21 protein-coding genes are annotated in these 24,612 nt (G+C 71.2%); 10 read left to right on the top strand and 11 right to left on the bottom strand.

Annotated elements, in window-relative coordinates; translation table 11 throughout:
* Positions 1-7: 7 nt before the first annotated feature.
* From ACWGI8_RS06045 to eccB, 3 genes are all read right to left on the bottom strand, one after another.
* The gene (locus ACWGI8_RS06045) at positions 8-481 is read right to left on the bottom strand and encodes a hypothetical protein (protein ID WP_453658901.1); all 474 of its coding nucleotides are present in this window, start codon (positions 479-481) and stop codon (positions 8-10) included.
* A gap of 91 nt (positions 482-572) precedes the next feature.
* On the bottom strand, positions 573-1,817 hold the full coding sequence (gene mycP, locus ACWGI8_RS06040; RefSeq protein ID WP_453658900.1) for a type VII secretion-associated serine protease mycosin: 1,245 nt from the start codon (positions 1,815-1,817) through the stop codon (positions 573-575).
* Between the two features lie 11 nt (positions 1,818-1,828).
* Positions 1,829-3,364 carry a type VII secretion protein EccB gene (gene eccB, locus ACWGI8_RS06035; RefSeq protein ID WP_453658899.1) on the bottom strand — a complete coding sequence of 512 codons (1,536 nt, stop codon included), beginning with the start codon at positions 3,362-3,364 and terminating at the stop codon, positions 1,829-1,831.
* Positions 3,365-3,555: 191 nt separating this feature from the next.
* On the opposite strand from eccB, the gene eccE reads away from it, so the two are divergent.
* From eccE to ACWGI8_RS05995, 8 genes are all read left to right on the top strand, one after another.
* Positions 3,556-4,905 carry a type VII secretion protein EccE gene (gene eccE / locus ACWGI8_RS06030; protein WP_453658898.1) on the top strand — a complete coding sequence of 450 codons (1,350 nt, stop codon included), beginning with the start codon at positions 3,556-3,558 and terminating at the stop codon, positions 4,903-4,905.
* The gene (locus tag ACWGI8_RS06025) at positions 4,905-5,714 is read left to right on the top strand and encodes a hypothetical protein (RefSeq protein WP_453658897.1); all 810 of its coding nucleotides are present in this window, start codon (positions 4,905-4,907) and stop codon (positions 5,712-5,714) included. Before eccE ends, ACWGI8_RS06025 begins: the two co-directional genes overlap by 1 nt.
* A gap of 267 nt (positions 5,715-5,981) precedes the next feature.
* Positions 5,982-9,104: an SCO5717 family growth-regulating ATPase gene (locus tag ACWGI8_RS06020; RefSeq protein ID WP_453658896.1), complete on the top strand. Its 3,123-nt coding sequence runs from the start codon at positions 5,982-5,984 to the stop codon at positions 9,102-9,104.
* 208 nt (positions 9,105-9,312) lie between these two features.
* Entirely contained in the window at positions 9,313-11,175 is a 1,863-nt protein-coding gene (locus ACWGI8_RS06015; protein WP_453658895.1) for an ABC transporter substrate-binding protein, read from the top strand.
* Positions 11,176-11,178: 3 nt separating this feature from the next.
* Positions 11,179-12,252 (top strand): ABC transporter permease, encoded by a 1,074-nt coding sequence (locus ACWGI8_RS06010; RefSeq protein ID WP_453658894.1) that lies wholly within the window; start codon positions 11,179-11,181, stop codon positions 12,250-12,252.
* Complete coding sequence (locus tag ACWGI8_RS06005; RefSeq protein WP_453658893.1) at positions 12,249-13,136, top strand: ABC transporter permease; 888 nt, start codon at positions 12,249-12,251, stop codon at positions 13,134-13,136. Before ACWGI8_RS06010 ends, ACWGI8_RS06005 begins: the two co-directional genes overlap by 4 nt.
* Positions 13,133-14,104 carry an ABC transporter ATP-binding protein gene (locus ACWGI8_RS06000; protein ID WP_453658892.1) on the top strand — a complete coding sequence of 324 codons (972 nt, stop codon included), beginning with the start codon at positions 13,133-13,135 and terminating at the stop codon, positions 14,102-14,104. Before ACWGI8_RS06005 ends, ACWGI8_RS06000 begins: the two co-directional genes overlap by 4 nt.
* A 20-nt stretch (positions 14,105-14,124) precedes the next feature.
* Positions 14,125-15,102, top strand: coding sequence for an oligopeptide/dipeptide ABC transporter ATP-binding protein (locus ACWGI8_RS05995; protein ID WP_453658891.1), 978 nt, complete (start codon positions 14,125-14,127; stop codon positions 15,100-15,102).
* A 281-nt stretch (positions 15,103-15,383) separates the two neighbouring features.
* Here ACWGI8_RS05995 and ACWGI8_RS05990 read toward each other — a convergent pair whose 3' ends face one another.
* From ACWGI8_RS05990 to rimP, 8 genes are all read right to left on the bottom strand, one after another.
* Positions 15,384-16,334: a bifunctional riboflavin kinase/FAD synthetase gene (locus ACWGI8_RS05990; protein ID WP_453658890.1), complete on the bottom strand. Its 951-nt coding sequence runs from the start codon at positions 16,332-16,334 to the stop codon at positions 15,384-15,386.
* Between the two features lie 410 nt (positions 16,335-16,744).
* Positions 16,745-17,647, bottom strand: coding sequence for a tRNA pseudouridine(55) synthase TruB (gene truB, locus ACWGI8_RS05985; RefSeq protein ID WP_453658889.1), 903 nt, complete (start codon positions 17,645-17,647; stop codon positions 16,745-16,747).
* The gene (rbfA, locus tag ACWGI8_RS05980) at positions 17,644-18,096 is read right to left on the bottom strand and encodes a 30S ribosome-binding factor RbfA (RefSeq protein WP_453658888.1); all 453 of its coding nucleotides are present in this window, start codon (positions 18,094-18,096) and stop codon (positions 17,644-17,646) included. Before rbfA ends, truB begins: the two co-directional genes overlap by 4 nt.
* A 92-nt stretch (positions 18,097-18,188) precedes the next feature.
* Complete coding sequence (locus tag ACWGI8_RS05975; RefSeq protein WP_453658887.1) at positions 18,189-18,482, bottom strand: DUF503 domain-containing protein; 294 nt, start codon at positions 18,480-18,482, stop codon at positions 18,189-18,191.
* A 138-nt stretch (positions 18,483-18,620) separates the two neighbouring features.
* A complete protein-coding gene (infB, locus tag ACWGI8_RS05970) occupies positions 18,621-21,626 on the bottom strand; it encodes a translation initiation factor IF-2 (RefSeq protein WP_453658886.1) in 3,006 nt (1,001 codons plus the stop codon).
* Positions 21,627-21,776: 150 nt separating this feature from the next.
* A complete protein-coding gene (locus ACWGI8_RS05965) occupies positions 21,777-22,064 on the bottom strand; it encodes a YlxR family protein (protein ID WP_453658885.1) in 288 nt (95 codons plus the stop codon).
* Positions 22,065-22,225: 161 nt separating this feature from the next.
* Positions 22,226-23,230, bottom strand: a complete 1,005-nt coding sequence (nusA, locus tag ACWGI8_RS05960) for a transcription termination factor NusA (RefSeq protein ID WP_453658884.1) — start codon at positions 23,228-23,230, stop codon at positions 22,226-22,228.
* A 2-nt stretch (positions 23,231-23,232) separates the two neighbouring features.
* Positions 23,233-23,742, bottom strand: coding sequence for a ribosome maturation factor RimP (rimP, locus tag ACWGI8_RS05955; RefSeq protein ID WP_453658883.1), 510 nt, complete (start codon positions 23,740-23,742; stop codon positions 23,233-23,235).
* A 164-nt stretch (positions 23,743-23,906) separates the two neighbouring features.
* Here rimP and ACWGI8_RS05950 point away from each other — a divergent pair, with 164 nt between their 5' ends.
* Positions 23,907-24,452, top strand: coding sequence for a hypothetical protein (locus ACWGI8_RS05950; protein ID WP_453658882.1), 546 nt, complete (start codon positions 23,907-23,909; stop codon positions 24,450-24,452).
* Positions 24,449-24,612: DUF4439 domain-containing protein (locus tag ACWGI8_RS05945; protein WP_453658918.1), on the top strand; the 164-nt coding region annotated here is incomplete at its 3' end. The genes ACWGI8_RS05950 and ACWGI8_RS05945, both read left to right, overlap by 4 nt.

The following is a 24,612-nucleotide window of genomic DNA, read 5'->3' as shown; positions in this document are numbered from 1 at the left end:
TCCCCCGTCAGCCGAGTCCGCCCGAGTCGCCGGTGTCCGTCGTGTCAGGACCGGCGTCCGGGTTCTTGGCGGCGGTGTCGCCCTTGGTCGGGGCGGCCTTGGTACCGTCCGGGTTGTCGTAGCGCTCCTGTGCGCGCTTCTGGATCTGCTGGAAGCGCTCGCGCTCCTCGAGATCCACGCCCGTGTAGCCCTTTTCGGCGACATGGACAGCGATGCCCATGCCTTCGATCGTCTCGCCGAACGTCCGCGACAGTTCTTCCAGCTTGGCGCGGACCTGCTCGTACGCCTTGGAGAGTGCGTCGGCCGCGCCGAAGCCCTGCCCGTACGAGTCGGCCGTGATCTTGTTGTCGCCCAGTTTGCGATGCTCGGCCGGTGACTTCTCCAGCTCTGAGAGCAGTACTTCCATGCGCGATCTGAAGCTCTGGAGAGTCACGCCCTCGACTTCGAGATCCTTCTTGCCGTCCCCGCTCGGCCCCGCCACGTCAGCGCCCCCTTGTCGCACTCGTGAATGCGATCATATCCAATGCGTCCTCAGGCTCCGCATGAGTACTTCTGCTCATGTCTGCGAACCGCTACTGCAAACTCCCCCGCCGCCGACGCCCCGTGTCCCGCACCACGATCGCCGTCCCCGCCACCACCGCGACCAGGACCCCGGCGATGCCGAGCGCGTACGTCGCGTACCGCTCGTCCCGTTCCTGCGCGGTCTCCGAGAGCGTCAGATACGCCGGCTCGGGGGCCGGGGGCTTCGGCGGGCCGGGGTCCGGGCGGGGGGACTCCAGGGGGCGGTCGTCCTCGGCCAGGGCGCGGACCGGGTCGACGACGCCCCAGCCGACGAAGTTGTCGCGGCCGTTGATGCTGCGCTCGGCGGTCTGCTCGATCTGGGCGACGATCTGGTGCGCCTTCCAGTCGGGGTGCTTGGCACGCAGGAGGGCGGCGACGCCGGCAACGTACGGGGCGGAGAAGCTGGTGCCGTTGTCGACGCACTGGCCGCCGCCGGGGACGGTGGAGACGATGTCGACGCCCGGCGCGGCGACGCCCACGAAGATGCCCGCCTGTGAGAACGCGGCACGTTCGTTGTTGCGGTCGGAGGAGGCGACGGCGAGGACACCGTCGAAGGCCGCCGGGTAGGTGTTCTTGAGCTTGCCGTCCATGCCGTCGTTCCCGGCCGAGGCGACGACGACGATGTCCTTCTGGACGGCGCGCGCGACCGCCTTGCCGAGGTCCGATTGCGGGGTCAGCGGCTGAGTCGTGTCCTGCGAGATGTTGATGACATCGGCGCCCTTGTCGATGGCGTGGTCGATCGCCAGGGCCATCGTGTTGGACTTGCCGCTGTTCTTCTCGTCGTTCTGGCGGATCGGGATGATCGTCGCCTCGGGGGCGAGCCCGACGAAGCCGGTGCCCTTGCGGGGGCGGGCGGCGATGATGCCGGCGACCTTGGTGCCGTGGCCGACCTCGTCGACCGTGCCGTCGGTCTTGCCGCGCTTGTCGTCCCGGGAGTCCTTGTCGGGCTGCAGGAAGTCCTTGCCGGCGGAGGCGTCCACGGCGGACTTGAGCTGTGGGTTGACGTCGTCGACGCCGGTGTCGATGACGGCGACCCGGACTCCCTTGCCCTTGGTGTCCTGCCACAGCTCGTCGAGGAGCACCCGCTGGAGCGACCAGGGGATGCTCGCGATCTGCTTCTTCATCGGGAAGGTGCATTCGCCGCTGCCGTCGATGCCGAGGCGGCCGGGGAACTCCTCCGCGTGCGCTGACGACGGCGCCGCCAGCAGCCCGGTGAGAACCACGGCGCCGAGCAGGGCAGTCCTGCGGTACGTCACTGACGTCCCCCTCACGAACCCTGCGGCTGACGTGCGCTGTTGGTGTCCAGCCGCGGCCCCTTGGACAGGAACTCCGACCAGGTGATGGGGACGAGGGCGGGCGTGACCTTCTCATAGCCGAGGCGGACCTGCGCGAGGCTCGGCTCGGGCCGGCCGTCCTGCTGCTTCTGTTGGCCGCCGGTGCCGATGTCCGAACGGGCCGCGTCACTGTCGCCGTTCGCCTGGACCGCGTACCGCAGTCCGGTGTCCGTGACCAGGAAGAGCGAGCCGTCGGGCTTGGTCTGCTTGCCCTGGACCTGGGTGTAGAGCAGGCCGCTGCCCGGGGTGACGTAGGTGCTGGTGCCGCCCGCGGTGATCTCCGCCGGGTACTTGCTGCCGGCCCAGGTGGACAGGGTCGTACGGCCCTTGCCGTCGACCGAGCGCAGGACGCTGCAGACCGTGTCCCTGGCGCCCTCCCCGCCTGTGGAGTTGACCTGGTCGGACCTCTGCGACGGCCAGCGGTACTGCGCGCCGAACGCCTCGGACTCGGGCCTGAACGACGCCGCGTCCACGGTGGCCGCCTCGCCGCCCATGTCGAGAGGGTCGGTCTGCGGGGAGTTGATGAGCAGCCAGGCGATGAAGTCGGAGACCGGCTGGACCTTTCCCTGCAGGACGACGTAGTGCTGCGGTCCCGAACCCGTCTGCGCCTTGAGGACCATGCCGACCTTGTCCTCGGAGTCGTCGAGTCCGCCGCCGATGCCGGCACTCGCGCCGACCGTCCCGGGGATCCGGGGGAAGTCGACGGGGCTGCCGTCGTGGAGCGTGGCCAGCCAGTCGTCCGTGACGGCCTGCGGCTGCTCGCTGCCCACGAGGGCACGGGTGAGGAACGCCGCCTCGGTGCCCTCGCCGCGTACGAGGTACTTGGTGCCTGCCGCGTCCACCAGATAGCGGGCGCCGTTCTGCCCCTTGACGTAGAGGACCTGCCCGCCGGTCAGTCGCTCCTTGCCCTCGGTCCTGGACGCGTCCCGCTCGGCGAGGACGAACGTGGCCTTCTGGACGCTGGCGCCCTTGCCGCCGCCCGGTTGTTCACACACGACCCAGCGCTTGGCCTTCGCCGCATCCGTGGCGCTCGGGAGGCGGTCGGGGGCGTAGGGGATGCCGAGGATCGGTCCGCGCGGGGGATTGCCCGCGTCGAGTACGTCATCGCTGACCTGGATGACCCCGAAGTGCTGCGGATTCATCAGCAGCCGGGCGGAGGCCAGGTTGAGCACGGGGTGCAGAAGCTTCTTGCCGCCGGTCTTGAGCACCACGTAGCGGGTCGTGGACTCCTTGCCGACGATCACCTTGGCACCCGGCTCGTCCCAGCCGTGGGGGGCCTTGGGCTTGAACATGCCCCAGGCGCCGAATCCGGCCAGGATGAGGGCACCGACCACCAGACTCGGCACGACCGCGCGCAGCGGGCGCGGAGCCCCCTCCTCCGTACCCGTGATTGAGGGTTGGAGGAACGCGGCCACCGTGCGCTTCTTCGCAAAGGTGTACGCGTTGAGCTCATCCCGCCGTGATGCCATGAGTCCCCATTGGTCGAAACAGCCGCAGTCATCGACGCCCCGGCGGTGAGTGCGCTCCCCCGGACCGGTTGTCGGACCGGCCCCCTACTATGCCCGTTGATCGAGGGCGCTCGGCGGGCGGGTAGGGTGATGCGGCCGCCAATACCCTGGCAGGCCAGGGTGATCGGGATGAATTGGGGGGATTCTCCATCATGGCTTCCGCGACGCGAAGGCGGACGGCCGCGGCCGCGCGGACCTCCGCGCCTCCCTCCGCTCCGGCGCCCGGGTCAGCGCCGGCGCCGGCTCCGGCGCCCACGGCGTCGCAGGGAACGACCGCGCCCCGACTGAAGGGGCGCCCGGGACACTTCGGTTCGTTCCGATTGCAACAGCTTGTACTGATCGAGTGCGCTGCCGCGGTTCTCCTCGTCGCCTGGGTGGTCGAGCCGCTGCTGGTCGTGCCGGCCGGAGCGGTGGCCGCCTTGCTGGTGCTGCTGGCCCTGGTCCGCAGGCACCGCCGTTCGCTGCCCGAGTGGCTGTCCACCGTTCTCGCGCTGCGCGCACGCTCCCGCAGAGCGGCCTCGCTGGTCGTTCCGCCGGGCACGGAGCCGGGGCTCGCGCCGGCCGTCGAGTGCGATCCGGCGCTGCGGACGTACTCGTACAGCGACCGCGACCGGCGCCCGGTGGGAATGGTCGGCGACGGGACGTTCCTGACGGCCTTGCTGCAGGTGGAGCCGGAAGAGACGGCTCTGCGACCCGACCGTGCCGCGCACCCTCTGCCCGTGGGTCTCCTGCGGGACGTGATGGACGTCGACGGCATACGGCTGGAGTCCGCGCAGGTCGTGCAGCACACGCAGCCCGCGCCGGCGCCGCATCTGCCGCAGCAGTCGGTGGCCGCGCGGAACTATGCGCCGCTGCAGGCACAGACGGGTTCGCCGGGGGTGCGCATCACGTGGATCGCGCTCAAACTCGACCCGGAGCTCTGCCCGGAGGCCGTTGCCGCGCGCGGCGGCGGGCTGCAGGGCGCGCAGAAGTGTGTGGTCCGGGCGGCGGACCAGCTGGCGAGCCGGCTGGCCGGAGCGGGATTCAGCGCGACCGTACTGACCGAGCAGGAGCTCACCGCCGCGATCGCGACGTCCGCGTGCGCCAACCCGATGGCGACGGCGCATGCGAGCCGCGCGGAGGTGCCGGGGCGGCGCACCCAGGAGACCTCGCGGACCTGGCGCGTGGACGACCGCAGGCACACGACGTACTGGGTGGGCCGCTGGCCCCAGTTGGGCGGCCGCGGTTCGGCGGGCGGCGCGTCGATGCCGCAACTCGTCGCGCTGCTCACCTCGCTGCCCGCGCTCGCCACGACGTTCAGCCTCACGCTGGGGCGCGGCGACCGGCAGGAGGTGACGGTCACCGGTCATGTGCGGATCACCGGGCGCAGCGACGAGGAGCTGGTGACCGCCCGTCATGAACTGGAGCGTGCGGCACGCGGGGTGAAGACCGGGCTGGTCCGGCTCGACCGCGAGCAGCTGCCGGGGATGCTCGCCACGCTGCCGCTCGGAGGTGCCCGCTGATGTCCATGCCCACTATTTCGTCTCCTTCGTCCGCGCCCGCGTCCGCACCCGCACCCGCACCCGCGCCTGCTGTGCCGTCGGTACCCGTGCCGCGCGGGCGCGGCGGCAAGCCGCGGATCGGGTTCGGGCTCATCGGACCGCGCCGCGACCGCCACTCGGTACCGCTGGAGCAACTGGAGTCGCTGGCTCTTCCGGTCGGTGACGACGGCATGGTGATCGGCGTGGACGCCGGGGGGCGGCCCGCGGTGCTCGGCATCAACCGGCCCACGCCGTACGAGATCACGCTGATCGGTGGCCTGTGGACGGCCCAGGTGATGGCCTTGCGCGCGGCCGCGACGGGTGCGCGGATCGCCGTCGAGACCGGTCGGGCGCCGGCCTGGACGAGTCTCGCCCAGGCGGCGGGCGGCGGCCAGCCGTGCATCACACTGCACGATGTGGGCCGGGTGCCGCCGCAGGGTGCCTCGGCCGGCAGTCCGGTGGTCGTGGTGCGGGACTGCGGGATGCGGCCGCCCCGTGGGCGTGTGGTCTCGGGTCCCTGGCAGTCGGTCGTGACGCTGCTCCCGTATCTCAGTCCGGTGGCGCCGCGGCTGATGGAGAAGTCGGGGCTGGTCGGCATCCAGCGGGTGTCCCCGGACGAGGCCGCGCAGATCAGCCGCATCCTGGGTCTGCCGCGTGCCGAGACGGAGGCGCTGTCCACGCTCGCCGACGGTGTGACCTTGTGGTGCACGGCACGGGACCGGCAGTTCGTGATGACCCAGGCCACGGACGCCGAGACCGGACTGCTGGGCAGCGCGCGCCGGATGGACTGACGATGTTCGTGCGGGTTTGACCCCTTCGACACTCACGCTCCGGCGTACCCATGTCACTTGGGGGCAGGGGTGATGTACGGGACAGTCGATGGCGGGAGGTCCGCCCTGCCGTACTGACACCGTTGACGATTAGGGTGGGTCAGGGCGCGGCAAGAACCTGCCGGCAGGTGCGCGGCGTCCCAAGGGGGGAGAGCCGGGCGGACCGGACGACGGTAGCGGTCGCCCCCACCCACCACGGCACGAGGGTGCTCGACCACAGGAGGCAAAGTGAACGGCGATCGGGACGAGATCCGCGGGGGTTGGAACATGCCCGTCGATGATCAGTCCGACGCGGAGCCCGCAGACATGACGGGTGAGTTCACCATCGACTACACCCCGCCGGCCTGGTACACGCAGAACGCGTCGGGGGAGCCGGCGGGCGGCTCGGGTGCGCAGGGAGCGACGCCTCCGCCGCCGCCCGGAGCGCCGATAGCGGTGCCGGGACTGCCCCCGGGCAGTGGTTTCGAGCCGAACTGGGCGCCCGCGCCGACGCCGGCGCCCGCCGCCCCTGCGCCAACCCCCGTGCCTGCGCCCGACGCAACCCCTGTGCCCGCGCCTGCTGCCCCCGCGCCCGTTGCCCCGGCCCCTGCACCCGTTCCTCCGGCCCCTGTTGTTCCTGTCGCTCCCGCCCCAGTTGTCGCTTCTGCCGACTCGGGGGCCGGCGCGCCGCAGCCGTTCGGCGGTGGGGATGTGGAGAGCGGGGCGACGATGCGTTTCTCCCCCGCCGCGCTGAAGCGTGAGATCGCGGAGCGGGAGGCGGCTGCCGCCGCGGCGGCCGACGGAACCGAGGGCGTCGGCGCCGAGGCCGAGCCCGATGACTCCACGAGCACGGGTACGAGCACGGACGCGGGTACGAGCACGGACGCGGCAGCGACCGCGGACGAAACCGTGGGCGGGCCCGAGGCCACGGTGGACGAGGCGCGCGACGCCGACTCCGACTCCGGAACGCCGATAGATGCGGCCCAGGTTCGGGACACGGCCGCCGACCCGGACGCAGGCTCGGAGTCGGGCCCGGAGTCGGGCTCTGAATCCGGCTCGGCTCACAACGCCACGGCGGACGAGCCGGCCGACGCCGTGCCCGCCGAGGTACCCGCCGACGTGGTTCCGCAGGACTCCGTTCCCGTGGACGCACCGCAGGACACTCCCCCGGGTCCCGTGGCCGCACAGCCCTGGGCTCCCGCCCCGGCCGCGCAGATCGGGGCACTGCCGCCGCTGCCGCCCGCGTTCCAGCCCGCCGCACCGACCACCGCGCCCCAGTGGCCCGCCCCGCAGCACCCGGCCCAGCCGCAGGGCGCATCCGCTGAAGCCCCCGCCCCCGCCCCCGTACCGGCCACGGACGCCGGCCCGCAGCAGGGCGGCTACGGCTTCCCGCAGCCGGGCGCCGAGACCCCCAACCTGCCCGCGCAGCAGGGTGGCTACGGGTTCCCGCAGCCGCAGCAGCCCCAGCAGAGCGCGCCCGTGCAGCAGGGCGGCTACGGGTTCCCCCTGGCGCAGCCGCAGCAACCCCAGGCCGGCGCGCCCGCCCCGCAGGCACCCCAAGCGCCCCAGGCCCCGGCCCCGCACGCACCGGCACCGCAGGCCCCGCAGGCCCCGGCCCCGCACGTACCCCACGCGCCCCAGGCACCGCAAGGTGGCTACGGCTTCCCACAGGCCGCCCAGCCGCAGCCCGCCGCCCCCGGGCCGAACCCGCAGGTTCCGCAAGCTCCCCAGGCTCCGCAGGTCCCACAAGGTGGTTACGGCTTCCCGCAGGCCGCCCAGCCCCAGCCCGGCCTGCCCGCCCACCTGCCGCCTCAGGCACCGCACGCACCCCAGGCACCGAACCTCCCCGCGCCCGCCACGCCCCACGCGCCCGCGCAGCAGGTGCCGGGCCAGGCGCAGCAGCCTCCCACCGCGGCCCCCGTCGACCCGCGGACCGGTGGCGCCTGGCCGACGCCCGTCACGCACGACCAGCGTGAGCGTTCCGTGCCGGGCGCACCGCTCGGCTACACGGCGGCCGTGGAGCTCTCCTCCGACCGCCTCATGCGCAACAACAAGCAGAAGGCCAAGTCGAGCCGTAACCCCTCCGGCGCCGCCGCACGCTTCAAGCTCGGTGGCAAGAAGGAGGAGGCCGAGCGCCAGCGCAAGCTCGAACTGATCCGTACGCCGGTGCTGTCCTGCTACCGGATCGCGGTCATCAGCCTCAAGGGCGGTGTCGGCAAGACCACGACGACCACCGCGCTCGGTTCGACCCTCGCCACCGAGCGGCAGGACAAGATCCTGGCGATCGACGCCAACCCGGACGCCGGCACCCTCGGCCGCCGGGTGCGCCGCGAGACCGGGGCGACCATCCGTGACCTGGTCCAGGCGATCCCGTACCTGAACTCGTACATGGACATCCGCCGGTTCACCTCGCAGGCGCCCTCCGGTCTGGAGATCATCGCCAACGACGTGGACCCGGCCGTCTCGACGACGTTCAACGACGAGGACTACCGGCGCGCGATCGAGGTGCTGGGCAAGCAGTACCCGATCATCCTCACCGACTCCGGCACCGGTCTGCTCTACAGCGCGATGCGCGGAGTGCTGGACCTCGCCGACCAGCTCATCATCATCTCCACGCCGTCGGTGGACGGCGCGAGCAGCGCGAGCACCACGCTCGACTGGCTGTCGGCGCACGGCTACGCGGACCTGGTGCAGCGCTCGATCACCGTGATCTCGGGTGTCCGCGAGACGGGCAAGATGATCAAGGTCGAGGACATCGTGCAGCACTTCGAGACCCGCTGCCGCGGGGTCGTCGTGGTGCCGTTCGACGAGCATCTGTCGGCGGGCGCCGAGGTCGACCTGGACATGATGCGTCCGAAGACCCGTGAGGCGTATTTCAATCTGTCCGCGATGGTCGCGGAGGACTTCGTACGGGCGCAGCAGGTACAGGGGCTGTGGACGTCGGAGGGCCAGGGCCACCAGCCGCCGCACATGGCGCCGCCGATGCCCAACCAGCCGTACGCGGGTCAGCAGCCGGCCCAGCCGTACGCACCGGACCCGCAGCAGCCGCCGTACGGTGGACAGCCTCCGTACGGGGGACAGCAGCCGTATCCGCCGCAGCCGGGTGTGCAGCAGCCGTGGCAGCAGTCGCAGCCGTCCCAGGCGCAGTCCGTGCCGAGCCCGGCCGCACAGCCGCCCGCGCAGCAGCAACCGCCGCACGGGCAGTCGGCGCTACCGCCGCAGCCCTTCCCGGGCCAGCAGGGCCAGCACGGTCAGCCGGGCCAGGCACCCGGTCAGCCGGGCCAGCCCGAACTCCAGGGCCCCGTCCCGCCCGCCGGTTATGGCTACCCGCATCAGCAGCCTCCGCAGGCGCCGCCGGCCCCTCAGCAGTAGGGCGTCAGTGGTTCAGACCTCTGAGGGCTCGCACCGTTCTCCGCGGTGCGAGCCCTCTCGCATTTGCCCAGCAGACAAGGGGTTTGACGCCGTGTCGCCATATCGTTGACACGTCTAGACCACGCTGATAGACCTTCGCTTCACCAGTTGGCGCCCAAAAGATCCACGTGCGTCCTCCAAGCGAGTTACGACGCGAGGTCAACGTCCTATGATCACAACGGCTCCACCCCACACCTCACGCCGGCGTCCGTTCCTCCGGCTGATTCTCGCCACCGGCATCGCGGCCTCGGCGCTCGTGGCAGTGCCGTCGCACGCCGCGGCGACCGACGACAGGGACGGCCAGGACAGCAAGGACGGCAAGGGCCGCGTCCTCACGGTCGCCGTCTCGCAGAGCGTGGACTCCCTCAGCCCGTTCCTGGCGCAGCGGCTGGTCTCCACCACCGTCCACCGGCTGATCTACGACTACCTGACGAACTACGACGTCAAGGACGCACATCCGGTCCCGGGTTTCGCCACCGAGTGGTCGTCGTCCCCGGACAAGCTGACGTGGACGTACACCATCCGCAAGGACTCCACCTGGTCCGACGGCGAGAAGGCCACGGCCGAGGACGCCGCCTGGACCTTCAACAAGATGATGACGGACGAGAACGCCGCCACTGCCAACGGCAGCTTCACGGCCAACTTCAGGAAGGTCACCGCCCCCGATCCCGGGACGCTCGTCATCGAGCTGAAGAAGCCACAGGCGACGATGACCGCGCTGGACGTCCCGATCGTGCCCAGGCACGTCTGGGAGAAGGTCGGCGACTTCTCGAAGTTCAACAACGACAAGCAGTTCCCCGTCGTCGGCAACGGCCCGTTCATCCTCACCGACTTCAAGGTCGACCAGTACATCAGGCTCAAGCCCAACAAGAACTTCTGGCGTGGCGCACCGAAGTTCGACGAGCTGGTGTTCAAGTACTACAAGGACGGTGACGCGGCGGTCGCGGCGCTGCGAAAGGGCGAGGTGTCCTTCGTCTCCAACCTCACCCCGGCCCAGGCGGCGTCACTCGGGAACGCCGAGAACATCAAGGTCAACGACGCTCCGGGTCGGCGCTTCTTCGCGCTCGCCACCAACCCCGGCGCCCGGGCCAGGGACGGCGGGAAGTTCGGCAGCGGACACCCCGCGCTGCTCGACCCGATGGTCCGCAAGGCGCTGTTCCACGCGGTCGACCGCAGGACCATCGTCGACAAGGTGTTCCAGGGCCATGCCGTGGAGGGCGAGGGGTACATCCCGCCGCGCTTCGGCCCGTACTTCTGGAAGCCGGAGGCGGACCGGAGGATCGGGTACGACCCGGGCAAGGCGGCCGCGCTCCTCGACCGCGCCGGATACCGCAAGACCGGCAGCGGCAAGCGCGTGGGCAAGGACGGCAGGGCGCTGGACCTGCGGATCCTCTGCCACGCCACCGACCCGAACGACAAGGCGATCGGCAAGTACCTCCAGGAGTGGTGGGGCGCGCTCGGCGTCGGGCTGAAGGTCGACTGTCTCGACAACGTCTCCGACCCGTGGCTCAAGGGCGACTACGACCTGGCGTTCGACGGCTGGTCCGTCAACCCCGACCCGGACTTCGTCCTCTCCATCCATACGTGCGCCGCCCTGCCCGCCACGCCCAAGGACACGGGCGCCACCGACAACTTCATCTGCGACAGGCAGTTCGACGACCTGTACGCGCAACAGGCCGTGGAGTACGACGCGGCCAGGCGCAGCGCCCTGGTCAAGCAGATGCAGGCCCGCCTGTACGAGACCGGGTACATGAATGTCATGGCGTACCCGAACGCGGTCGAGGCGTACCGTACGGACCAGATCAAGTCCATCACGACCATGCCGGAGGCCGCCGGCAACCTCTACGGCCAGGACGGCTACTGGAGCTGGTGGTCCGCCGAACCGGCCGCCGGGAGCGGCGCCGCGACGTCGGCCGGCGGCGGTTCCTCCACGGCCGTGGCCATCGGCATCGGGGTGTCCGTCGTCGTGGTCGTCGCGATCGGTGTCATCGGCAGCCGGCGCCGCCGTGCCACCGCGGAAGACCGTGAGTAGCCGATGAGCAGCACCACGAGCACGACGACCGGCTCCGTCCCGGCCGAGGCGGCGCGGCCACCCGGATCCCCCGGGGCCCGCGCCGCACGCGGCCGCCGTGCGAGCGCGTATCCGGTGTATGTGGCGGGCAAGCTGGGCGGCGCGGCCGTGTCGCTGTTCGCCGTCCTCGTCACCAGCTTCTTCCTCTTCAGGATCGTCCCCGGCGACCCGGTCAAGGCCATGACGCACGGTATGCCGACCAGCGAGGGGCAACTGGCCACGCTGCGCCGTCAGTTCGGTCTCGATCTGCCGCTGTGGCAGCAGTTCACGGAGTACTGCGCGGGCGCGCTCACGGGCGATCTGGGCACGTCGTACCAGTTCCACGCCCCGGTCGGCGAGCTGATCGGACAGAAGCTGCCGGCGACGCTGCTGCTCACGGGTGTCGCCGTGGTGATCTACTCGGGGCTCGGGCTGTGGCTCGGTACGCGCTCCGCGTGGCGGCACGGCGGGCTCGGCGACCGGCTCAGCACGGGGGTGGCACTGACGCTGTGGTCGGTGCCGTCGTTCTGGCTCGGGCTGCTCCTGATCATCACCTTCTCGGTGGGCGCCGGGCCGCTCCCGGGCCTGTTCCCGACCGGCGGCATGGAGTCCGGCGACGCCACGGGCTTCGCGTACGTCATGGATGTCGCGCACCACATGGTGCTGCCGGTGCTGACGCTGGTCGCCGTCGGGTACGCGCAGACGCTGCTGGTGATGCGTTCCTCGCTGCTGGACGAGATGGGCAGCGACTATCTGACGACGGCCCGGGCGAAGGGGCTGCGTGACGATGCCGTACGGCGCCGGCACGCCGTTCCCAACGCGCTGCTGCCGACCGTCACGATGGTCTTCATCAACCTCGGTCATGTGGCGGCCGGGTCGATCCTCGTAGAGACAGTCTTCTCCTGGCCGGGGCTCGGCGGACTGTTCTACCAGGCGCTGAGCGTGCCCGATCTGCCCCTGGTGCAGGGGCTGTTCGTGGTCTTCGCCGGCGCGATGATCCTGATGAACCTCCTGGCCGATCTGCTGTATCCGCTGCTCGATCCGAGGGTGGGCCGATGACGAGGTCTCTGCTCTGGACACGCCGCCGCGACTCGGTGGCCCGGTTCTGGCGCGCGTACCGTACGCAGCGGGCGGGGGTCGTCGGCCTCGGCGGACTCGCGCTGCTCGCCCTGGTCGCGCTCGCCGCGCCGGTGCTCGTCGGCAGCGACGTGCAGAGCGTCACCAACGCGCCGGGGACGGCGCTGGAGTCTCCCAGCTCCGCATTCCCGCTCGGGACGGACCAGTTCGGGCGGTCGCTGCTCGGGCTGCTGGTCTGGGGCGCGCGGATCTCGCTCACCGTGGGGCTGCTCGCCGCGGCGCTCTCGGTGGGCATCGGCACGCTCGTGGGCATCATCGCCGGGCACTACGGCGGCCGGCTCTCGACGGTCGTCATGCGGATCACCGACTGGTTCCTGGTGATGCCGACGCTGGTGCTGGCGATCGTCCTGGCCACGGTGCTGTCGCGGAGTGTGTGGACGGTGATCCTGGCGATCGGCGTCACGACCTGGCCGACGACGGCGCGGCTCGTGCGCGCGCAGACGATCGCGGTCGAGTCGCGCCCGTACATCGAACGGGCGAGGGCGCTCGGCGGCGGGCACGGACACGTCATGGCCCGCCATGTGCTGCCCAATGTGATGCCGCTGGTCCTGGCCCAGACCACGCTCGGCATCTCCACCGCGATCCTGACGGAGGCGACGCTCGCGTTCCTCGGGCTCGGCGATCCGACGGTGGTGTCGTGGGGCGGCATGCTCCAGGACGCGCGGGAGGCGGGCGCGGTGTCGTCGGGGCACTGGTGGTACCTGGCCCCGCCGGGGATCGCGGTGGCGCTGGTGGCGCTGGCGTTCACGCTGTGCGGGCGGGCGGTCGAGTCGGTGCTCAACCCGAGGCTGGGAGTGGGTCGTTGAGCCTCCTCGAGATCAAGGACCTGAAGGTCACGTACGGGACCGGGGCGGCAGCCGTGCCCGCCGTACGAGGTGTCGACCTGACCGTGGAGACGGGCCGGAAGCTGGGCCTCGCAGGCGAGTCGGGGTGCGGGAAGTCCACGCTGGCGCTGGCGCTGCTGCGGCTGCTGCCCGCCTCGGCCCGGCTGACCGGGGAGATCCTGCTGGACGGCGAGGACGTTCTCACCATGAAGTGGGGGCGGCTGCGGGCCGTACGGTGGGCGGGCGCGTCGATCGTCTTCCAGGGCGCCATGCACTCGCTCAACGCCGTGCACCGGATCGGGGAACAGATCGCCGAGCCCCTGCTCGTACACCGGCAGTCGACAGCGGGCGCGGCGCGGGGGCGCGTGGGCGAGCTGCTGGAGCAGGTCGGGCTGCCGGCCGCACGTGCGGAGGCGTATCCGCACGAGCTGTCCGGCGGGCAGCGGCAGCGCGTGATGATCGCGATGGCGCTCGCCTGCGGCCCGCGGCTGATCGTCGCGGACGAGCCGACGACCGCGCTGGATGTGATGATCCAGGCGCAGATCCTTCGGCTGATCGAGCAACTCGTGGCCGAGCAGGACATCAGCCTGCTGATGATCAGCCACGATCTGGCGGTGCTCGCCGACACGTGCGACCGGCTCGCGGTGATGTACGCGGGGCGGGTGGTGGAGGAGGGCCCGGCGCGAGACGTGTACGACGCGGCTGCGCATCCGTACGGGCGGGCGCTGTCGGCGGCGTTCCCGCGCATCGGGGACCCGGCGTCGCGTCGGGCGCCGCGGGGGCTGCCCGGGGACCCGCCGGACCCTTCGGCGCTGCCGGGCGGCTGTACGTTCCATCCGCGCTGCCCCGTGGCGCTGGACGCGTGCGCGCGGGACGAGCAGGAGCTGCGCGCGGCGGGGGCGGGACGGCGGGCAGCGTGTGTGCACGCGGGTGCACCGGAGGAAGCATGAGTGCCGTCGAGGAGTCCAGGATGGCCGTCGCTCCCCTGCTGTCGGCCGCGGGTCTGCGCGTGGCCTTCCCCGGGCGCCGGGGCGCACCGGCGGCGCGCGCCGTCGACGGGGTCGACCTGGACATCGGCGCCGGGGAGATCGTCGCGCTCGTCGGCGAGTCCGGCTGCGGCAAGACGTCGCTTGCGCGGACGCTGCTCGGCCTGGTGGAGCCCACGGCGGGCCGTATCGCCTTCGGCGGTGCGCCGCTCTCGTACGGCTCCCGGGCGTTGAGGGCGTACCGCAAGCGGGTGCAGCTGGTGCTGCAGGATCCGAGCGGGTCGCTCAATCCGCGGCACACGGTGTACGACGCGGTGGCGGAGGGCCTGCGGATCCATGGGTACGAGGGGGACGAACGCGCCGCGGTCGCGGAGGCCCTCTCGCGCGCGGGTCTGCGGCCGCCCGAGCGCTTCTACCTCCGCTACCCGCACGAGCTGTCGGGCGGCCAGCGCCAGCGCGTGGTCATCGCGGGCGCGCTGGTCCTCCAGCCCGAACTCATCGTCGCCGACGAGCCGGTGGCCTCACTGGACGCCTCGGTGCGGGGCGAGATCCTCGCGCTGCTGCTGCGGCTGCGGGACGAGCTGGGCCTCTCCGCGCTGGTGGTGACCCACGATCTGGGCCTGGCGTGGAACATCGCGGACCGGGTCGCCGTCATGTACCTGGGGCGGATCGTGGAGTCGGGCCCGGTGGAAGACGTCCTGACGAACCCTCGGCACCCGTACACGCGGGCGCTGCTGTCGGTGCTGCCCGAGTCCACCGAACCGCCGGTGGTCCTCACCGGCGAACCCCCGGACCCCTCCCGCATCCCGGCCGGCTGCCGCTTCCACGCCCGCTGCCAGGTCCTCGCCTCGGGCGAAGCGGACGCCGCGGGCATCGCCACCCGATGCCGCACGGACGACCTACCGATCCTCCCGGGCTCGGGCCCGAAGGCCGTGGCCTGCCACTGGGCGACAGCGCGCTGAGGCACCCTTCGGTCGTGTCTTCGAAGTCCCGTCTGCCCGGCGACGCCTGACACGCCCTCCCCCGTAGCTCTTCGGGCACGGGAGGTGCCCCCACACTGCGTTGTCGTCAGTCGCCGATGTTCCGCATGGACTCTTGCCCTGCCTTCGGCGGCAGGGGGACCCCATCCTCCGCGATCGCACGCACCAGACGCCGCCGGGCCCGCCCTCCGAGCGGACGACGCTACTTCGAAGACATTCCCGAGCCACGGCACCGGGCAGGACCACCCACCCCGCCGGACGCGCTACGCGTCGTACTCCGTCGTCAGTTCGCGCGCCCGCTTCACGTCATTCGCGATCGCGTCCAGCAGGGCCTCGATGGACTCGAACTTCGCCATGCCGCGCACGTACGCGAGGAAGTCGACGGCCACGTGCAGCCCGTACAGGTCGAGGCCGACGCGGTCGATCGCGTACGCCTCGACCGTGCGTTCCGTGCCGTCGAACTGGGGGTTCGTGCCGACGGAGATCGCGGCCGGCATGCGTTCGCCGTCCGCGGTGAGCCAGCCGGCGTAGACACCGTCCGAGGGGATCGCGGTGTGCGGGAGGGTTTCGACGTTCGCCGTCGGGTAGCCCAGTTCGCGGCCGCGCTGGGCGCCGCGGACGACGACGCCCTCGACGCGGTGCGGGCGGCCGAGGATCTCCGCGGCGCCCTCGACATCGCCTTCGGCGATCAGGCGGCGCGTCAGCGTGGAGGAGAAGGGCTCGCCGCCGCCCGCCTCACCGCGCACGTACAGGTCGACGACCTCGACCTCGTAATCGTAGGTACGGCCCAGCTCGGCCAGGAAGTCCACGCTCCCCGCCGCCTTGTGGCCGAAGCGGAAGTTCGGGCCCTCGATCACCGCGCGCGCGTGGAGCTTGTCCACCAGGACCTTCACGATGAAGTCCGCGGGCGACAGCTTCGAGAACTCCGAGGTGAACGGGAGGATCAGCACCGCGTCCACCCCGAGCTCCGCCATCAGTTCCGCACGCCGGTGGTGCGCCGCGAGCAGCGGAGGGTGGCTGCCGGGGCGGACGACCTCACTGGGGTGCGGGTCGAACGTCACCACGACCGACGGCACGCCCAGCTCTCGGGCGTGCTCCACGGCCCGCCCGATGATCAGCTGGTGGCCCCGGTGCACACCGTCGTAGGAACCGATGGTGACGACGCTGCGCCCCCAGTCCTGGGGGATGTCCTCCAAGCCACGCCAGCGCTGCACTGTGACCGCTCCTCGCCCGAACCCGAATCGAACCTGCGTGCGTGAGGACGACCGCTCACGCAGGTCTAAGACTGCCATGCCCGCGGTCCTCGCTTCGCATCGGCACCGGGCTGCCCGGCGCCTCCGCCGGTCGAAGCGGTTTCGCGCCCTCGGGAACGCGCACGAGCAGCAGCCGAGGACGGCGAGCGCGCGACGGACCGCAGGTCCGTGGTGATCAACGGAAGAAGGTGGCGGGACGAAAGCGCCCCCCAGTGCCCCCTCGGTTCACTCCGAGCGCCTGCTCGATGGTGTGAATCCGTGCGACGGGGCGGACAGACACCCTCCGAGGGGGATCGTGGAGCGGGCAGCGGCCGTGCCCGCTCCACGATGGGGGCCCTCGGTGGAAATGGGAGCCCTCGGTGAAAGGGGCCTCAGCCGAAGACCGCGAGGCTCTTCGCCTTGCCCTTCTGCTGTTCGACCAGCGCCAGGAACCGGTCCTCCGGACCGAAGACGGCCACCGGCCCCTTCGTGTCGTACGCCGGCATCTCCAGCCGTACGCCGTTGATGAGCAGCCGGGCCCGCTTCTCGTCGACGTCCCAGCGCGGGAACGCCGCGGCGGCGGCCTCGCCGATCGGCATGACCGTCAGCTCCTCCTGGAGCTGGTCGAGCGTCTTCGCCGCATCGAGCTTGTACGGCCCGACACGGGTGCGGCGCAGCGCGGTCAGATGCCCGCCCACGCCCAGTCCCGCGCCCAGGTCACGGGCGAGGGCACGGATGTACGTACCCGAGGAGCAGACCACCGAGACGACGAGGTCGACGACGGGCGTGCCGTCCTCGGCGACGGCCTCGCGGACGTCGTACACCGTGAACTGCGAAACGGTCACCGGGCGGGCGGGAATGTCGAACTCCTCGCCGCCGCGCACCCGCGCGTACGACCGCTTGCCGTCTATCTTGATGGCGCTGACCTTGGACGGCACCTGCATGATGTCGCCGGTCAGCGCGGCGACGCCCGCGTCGATGCCGTCCCGGGTGACCTTGGACGCGTCGGTGGACGAGGTGATCTCGCCCTCGGCGTCGTCCGTGATCGTGTTCTGGCCGAGGCGGATCGTACCGAGGTACTCCTTCTCGGTCAGCGCGAGATGGCCGAGGAGCTTGGTGGCCTTCTCGACGCCGAGGACGAGGACACCGGTCGCCATCGGGTCCAGGGTGCCCGCGTGCCCGACCCTGCGGGTCCTGGCGATGCCGCGCATCTTGGCGACGACATCGTGCGAAGTGAAGCCCGACGGCTTGTCGACGATGACAAGGCCGTCGGGCGTCTTGCTGTGCTGGCTCATTCGGAGGCTGCGTCCCCGTCCTCGTCCTCGTCCTCCGGCTTGCGGTACGGGTCGGCGTCACCGGCGTACGTCTTACCGGTGGAGGCCTCGCGGACCTCGGCGTCCTTGGCGCGCGCCCTGTCGAGCAGATCGTCGATCGTGCGCGCGTTGTCGGGGAGGGCGTCCGGGACGAAGGTCAGGGTCGGCGTGAAGCGGACTCCGGTCTGGCGGCCGACCTCGGAGCGGAGGATGCCCTTGGCGGACTCCAGCGCCGCGGCGGACGCGGCGCGCTCCTCGTCGTCTCCGTAGACCGTGTAGAAGACCGTGGCCTCCCGGAGGTCGCCGGTGACCCGGGCGTCCGTGATCGTGACGAAGCCCAGCCGCGGATCCTTGATTCGCCGGTCCAGGGTCTCCGCGACCACGACCTGGATGCGATCGGCCAGCTTGCGGGCCCGCGCGTTGTCGGCCACCGGTCCTTCTCCTCATTCCTTGATTTCCTACCGGATTCCCCGGGGCCCCGCGGCAGAACCGCAGTGTGACGGCCCACGGGGAATCCAGTCATTCAGTCTTCATCGCCGTGCAGCCGCCGTCGAACCGACAGCAGCTCCACTTCGGGCCGGGCGGCGACAAGGCGCTCGCACCGGTCCAGTACTTCTGTGAGGTGTCGCGGATCCCCGGACACCGCCGCGAGGCCGATCTCGGCCCTGCGGTGGAGGTTCTGACCGCCTACTTCGGCCGCTGCCACCGCGTATTTGCGCTGGAGCTCGGCCACGATCGGGCGGACCACGGAGCGTTTTTCCTTCAGCGAGTGCACATCGCCGAGAAGCAGATCGAAGGACAGCGTCCCCACATACATGTATGTCCGGATGTCCCGCCGGTACGGGGTTGGGTAGTGCCCTGCCCGCTCTTGGCAGGGACATCAGGAACCGTACACGCACGGCCGGGGCCGATCGACGGGATTTCGTCCCGCCGACCGGCCCCGACCATTGACGCGTCAGCCGCGCGGCTTCTCGCGCATCTCGTACGTCGCGATGACGTCGTCGATCTTGATGTCGTTGAAGTTTCCGAGGTTGATACCACCCTCGAAGCCTTCGCGGATCTCGGTGACGTCGTCCTTGAAGCGACGCAGACCCTCGATGTTGAGGTTCTCCGCGATGACCTTGCCGTCGCGGATGAGGCGCGCCTTGGTGTTGCGCTTGACCTCGCCGGAGCGGATGAGAACACCCGCGATGTTGCCCAGCTTGGACGAGCGGAAGACCTCGCGGATCTCCGCCGTACCGAGCTCGACCTCTTCGTACTCCGGCTTGAGCATGCCCTTGAGGGCCGCCTCGATCTCCTCGATCGCCTGGTAGATGACCGAGTAGTACCGGACGTCGACGCCCTCGCGCTCCGCCATCTGCGCGGCACGGCCGGCCGCACGGACGTTGTAGCCGATGACGATCGCGTCGGAGCCCATCGCCAGGTCGACGTCGGACTCGGTGACCGCACCCACACCGCGGTGCAGGACTCGGATGTCGACCTCTTCACCGACGTCGAGCTGGAGCAGCGAGGACTCGAGAGCCTCCACCGCACCGGACGCGTCGCCCTTGATGATGAGGTTGAGTTCCTGCACCAGACCGGCCTTGAGCACCTTGTCGAGGTCCTCGAGGGACACCCGGCGGGTGCGCTTGGCGAAGTTGGCGTTGCGCTCGCGCGCGGCGCGCTTCTCGGCGATCTGGCGGGCCGTACGGTCCTCGTCGACGACGAGGAAGTTGTCGCCGGCGCCGGGGACGTTGGTGAGACCCAGGACCAGGACGGGGGTCGACGGACCCGCTTCCTCGACGTTGTTGCCCTTGTCGTCGAGCATCGCGCGGACTCGGCCGTACGCGTCGCCGACCACCATCGTGTCGCCGATGCGGAGGGTACCGCGCTGGACGAGGACGGTGGAGACGGCACCGCGGCCGCGGTCGAGGTGGGACTCGATCGCAATACCCTGCGCGTCCTGCTCCGGGTTGGCCCGCAGGTCGAGCGAGGCGTCGGCGGTGAGGACGACGGCCTCCAGCAGGGAGTCGATGTGCAGACCCTGCTTGGCGGAGATGTCGACGAACATCGTGTCGCCGCCGTACTCCTCGGCCACCAGGCCGTACTCGGTCAGCTGACCGCGCACCTTGACCGGGTCCGCGCCCTCGACGTCGATCTTGTTGACCGCGACCACGATCGGCACGTCGGCCGCCTTGGCGTGGTTCAGCGCCTCGATCGTCTGCGGCATCACACCGTCGTTGGCCGCCACCACGAGGATCGCGATGTCGGTCGACTTGGCACCACGGGCACGCATGGCGGTGAACGCCTCGTGACCCGGGGTGTCGATGAAGGTGATGCGACGCTCTTCGTCGTTGACGTCGGTGGAGACCTGGTACGCACCGATGTGCTGCGTGATGCCGCCGGCCTCGCCCGCGACCACATTGGTCTTGCGGATCGCGTCCAGCAGTCGGGTCTTACCGTGGTCGACGTGACCCATGACGGTCACGACCGGCGGACGGGACACGAGGAGTTCCTCGCCGCCCTCGTCCTCGCCGAACTCGATGTCGAAGGACTCGAGCAGCTCGCGGTCCTCCTCCTCCGGGCTGACGATCTGAACGGTGTAGTTCATCTCGCCGGCGAGGAGCTGCAGCGTCTCGTCGGAGACGGACTGCGTGGCCGTGACCATCTCGCCGAGGTTCATCATCACGGCGACGAGCGACGCCGGGTTGGCGTTGATCTTCTCCGCGAAGTCGGTGAGGGACGCACCGCGCGACAGGCGAACGGTCTCGCCGTTGCCGCGAGGCAGCATCACACCGCCGACCGACGGGGCCTGCATGGCCTCGTACTCCTGGCGCCTCTGCCGCTTCGACTTACGGCCACGACGCGCCGGACCGCCGGGACGGCCGAACGCACCCTGCGTGCCACCACGGGCACCGGGACCACCGGGACGACCACCACCGGGACGACCGCCGCCACCGGGACCGGCCGGACGGCCGGCGAAGCCGCCGCCGCCACCGGGACGACCGGCACCACCGGGACGACCGGCACCACCGGGACCGCGACCGCCGCCACCGGGGCCGCCACCAGGACGCGGGCCGGCAGCGGGACGCTGCGGCATCATGCCCGGGTTCGGACGGTTACCGCCGGGACCGCCGCCGGGGCCACCGGCGGAGCGGGGCGCCTGCGGACGGGGCATGCCGCCCGGAGTCGGGCGGGGCCCACCGGAACCGGCCTGCGGACGGGGACCGCCCTGACCGGCGCCCTGCGGACGCGGACCACCGGGTGCGCCCTGGCCACCGTGGCCGCCGTGGCCCCCGGCCGGTCGGGGTGCGCCGCCCGGACGGGGCGCCTGCGGGCGCGCCATGCCGGTGGAGCCACCAGAGGTGAACGGGTTGTTGCCCGGACGCGGACCCGCGGGACGGGCACCGCCCGGACGCGGGGCACGCTCGCCACCGGGGCGCGGGGCACCCGGACGGGCACCGCCACGCTCGCCCTGGCCCGGACGGGCAGCAGGACGCGGCCCCGGAGTGGCACCGGGCCGGGGACCGGCGGCCGGAGCCGACGGAGGCGCGGTGAACTCGGGCGCGGCCGGAGCGGCCGGAGCCGGCTTCGGCGCGGCCGCGGGCTTCGGGCCCGGGGTGGGACGCGGACCCGGAGTGGGCGCCGCGGGCTTCTCTGCAGCAACCGGCTTGGGCGCCGGGGTGGGCGCGCCAGGCTTCGGGGCAGCCGGACGGGCCGTCTGTGCCGGGGAGACCGGAGACGGCGCGGCAGGCTTGGCTGCGGGGGAAGGCGTCGCCTTGCGCGGCGCCGAAGGCTTTCCGGCGGCGCGGCCGGAGCCGCTGCCCTGCTGGAAAGCGTCAGTCAATTTGCGTACAACCGGCGCCTCGATCGTCGAGGACGCCGAACGGACGAATTCACCGAGTTCTTGGAGCTTGGCCATGACGACCTTGCTCTCCACACCGAACTCCTTGGCGAGTTCGTATACCCGGACCTTAGCCACTTCGCTCCTTTTAGGTCCGGGTTACCGCCGGACCGTCGCTACTTCATGGGCGTACTCATCGCGTACTCATCGAGTGCTCATCGCAATCTCGACCTACTTCCAACTCGCGAGGTACCTGACCGCACGGGGTTCCGTGCCGTACTTCTTTTCTTACGGTGCCGGCTGCGCCTTCTCCTCGACGGTCCGGCGTACATCCGCGGTGTCGAGCGGCCCCTGGACCCGGAAGGCCCGCGGGAACGCCCTACGTCGCACCGCCATGTCGAGACAGACCGAGGCGGGGTGCAGATACGCACCCCGGCCGGGCAGCGTACCGCGATGATCGGGGACGCATTCGCCCTCGATCGCCACGATGCGCAGCAGATCGCTCTTGGCCGCTCGCTCCCGGCATCCCACGCAGGTTCGCTCAGGGCATGCGCGGTCTTGCGTCCGGCCAGACACGACTAAGTCTACCTCCCCGTACCGACCTCACCCCTTTGGGGCAAAAATCGAACAGTTGATGGCTCAAAACTCGTGGCGATCTCCCCGTGCTCGAACGGGTACCCGCCGTGATCCATTCCCGGTCCGGTCGACCGGGGGTCATCCTCGGCCGGAGCCGGGCCTCAGCCCTGATCGGCCTGGTCGGGGGCCTGCTCCGTGTCCGGGCGGATGTCGATGCGCCAGCCGGTGAGCCGGGCGGCCAGGCGAGCGTTCTGCCCCTCCTTGCCGATGGCCAGTGACAGCTGGTAGTCGGGCACCGTCACCCGAGCGGACCTGGCGCTGAGATCCACGATCTCGACCTTCGAGACGCGGGCCGGGGACAGCGCGTTGGCGACCATCTCCGCCGGGTCGTCCGACCAGTCGACGATGTCGATCTTCTCGCCGAGCAGCTCGGCCATGACATTGCGCACACGGCCGCCCATCGGACCGATGCACGCACCCTTGGCGTTCAGCCCGCTACGGGTGGACCGTACGGCGATCTTGGTGCGGTGACCGGCCTCGCGGGCGATGGCGGCGATCTCCACCGAGCCGTCGGCGATCTCCGGGACCTCCAGGGCGAAGAGCTTCTTCACCAGATTGGGGTGGGTCCTGGACAGGGTGACGGACGGACCGCGCACACCCTTCGCCACCCGGACGACGTACGTGCGCAGCCTCAGGCCGTGCGTGTACTCCTCGCCCGGCACCTGCTCCTGCACCGGCAGGATGGCCTCCAGCTTGTCGTCCAGCTTCACCAGGACGTTCTTGGGGTCCTTGCCCTGCTGGACCTGGCCGGCGACGACATCGCCCTCGCGGCGGGCGTACTCGCCGAAGGTGACATCGTTCTCGGCGTCCCGCAGCCGCTGCTGGATGACCTGACGGGCCGTGGACGCGGCGATCCGGCCGAAGTCGTGCGGGGTGTCGTCGAACTCACGGGGCTCCTGCCCCTCCTCGAGCTCGGAAGGGTCCTCCTTCGCCCACACGGTCACGTGCCCGTTCTCACGGTTGAGCACGACGCGCGCGTGGCGGCGGCTTCCCTCGGTGCGGTGGTAGGCGATGAGGAGGGCCGACTCGATCGCTTCGACCAGCAGGTCGAAGGCAATCTCCTTCTCCTGTGCCAAGCCCCTCAGGAGCTTCACGTCGATGTCCACGGCTACGCCTCCTCTTCTTTCTGAATGTCGTTCTTGTCCTTGCGGCTGAACTCGATCTCGACGCGCGCCTTGGCGATCTCGTCGAAGGCGATCCGGCGGGCGGTGGGCTTACGGCCCTTCACACCCGGCACCTCCAGGTCGAGGCCATCGTCATCCACGGTCAGGATCCGCGCGACCAGCTCGCCGCTCTCGAGCAGCTGGAACCTGGCCAGCCGGCCGACGGCGCGTACGTAGTGGCGGTGCTCCTTGAGCGGGCGCTCGGCCCCGGGGGAGGTCACTTCGAGCTGGTACTCGCCGTCTCCCATGACGTCGCTCTCGTCGAGCTTGTCGGAGATGACACGACTCAGCTCGGCGCAGGCGTCGAGGTCCACGCCCTCTTCGGAATCCACGACGACCCGGAGCACAAGGCGCCGGCCGGCCCGGGACAGCTCGATCTCTTCCAGATCCAGATCCGCGGCGCTGACGAGCGGTTCGAGCAGTCCGCGCAGCCTCTCGCTCTGGGTGGTGCTCATCCGGGTGACTCCTCGGCCGCGTGTGCTGTTGTGGGTTTCGTCGTGTGTCAGCACAAAGGGTATCCGGTCCCGGGGGGTGTTGCCGTCCACCCACGGCTGACCCGCAGGTACGCTCGCCTGCGGTGATCACGGCAAGGACAGGGCCCGGGCCCGAGGGGAGAAGCGTGGAGCGCACGGGGACGACACGCAGACGTGCGCTCATGGCGACGGGAGCGGCGGCGGCCGCGGCCCTGACCGGGTGCTCGTCGGACGAGCCCCCCGTCCGGCGGACCTCGCCGGCGCCCGTCTCGGCGGAGACCGTGCTGCGGCGTCGCAGTGCGGCAGCGAGCAGTGCGCTGCTCGGGCGATACGACGAGGTCCTCATCACCCATCCGGAGCTGGCGTCCCGGCTGGCGCCGCTGCGAGCAGCGGTCGCACGCCATGTGGAGGCGCTGTCGCCCACGGGAGTGAGGCCTTCGGCGTCCGCGTCCGCGGCCGCGTCCGGCAGGGCCACCCCCGGTGCGTCCCCGACCGCACGCCCCGGCGCGACGCCTGTGGCCACCGACGCCGATACGGCCGTACGGGAGCTGGCTTCGGCCGAGCGGAGTACCGCCGACGCACACACCGCCGCGCTGGCCGACGCCCCGCCGGAATTCGCCCGGCTGCTCGCGTCGGTCGCCGCGGCTGGGGCCGCGCACGCCTACCTGCTGACGAAAGGGGCCCGCGCATGAGCACGCTGCACGCGGCACAGGCCGCGCTCGCCGCCGAGCACGCCGCCCTGTACGGGTACGGCGTCGTCGGCGGCCGGGCCGGTGAGAGCAGGCGGGCCGAGGCCATGGCGGCGCACGCCGCGCACCGGGCCCGCCGCGATGCGCTGGAGCGGACCGTGCG

The sequence above is a fragment of the Streptomyces sp. NPDC054841 genome, assembly GCF_053611045.1.
Note: the sequence above shows the minus strand (reverse complement) of the source record. Positions and strands in the feature narration are given on the sequence as shown.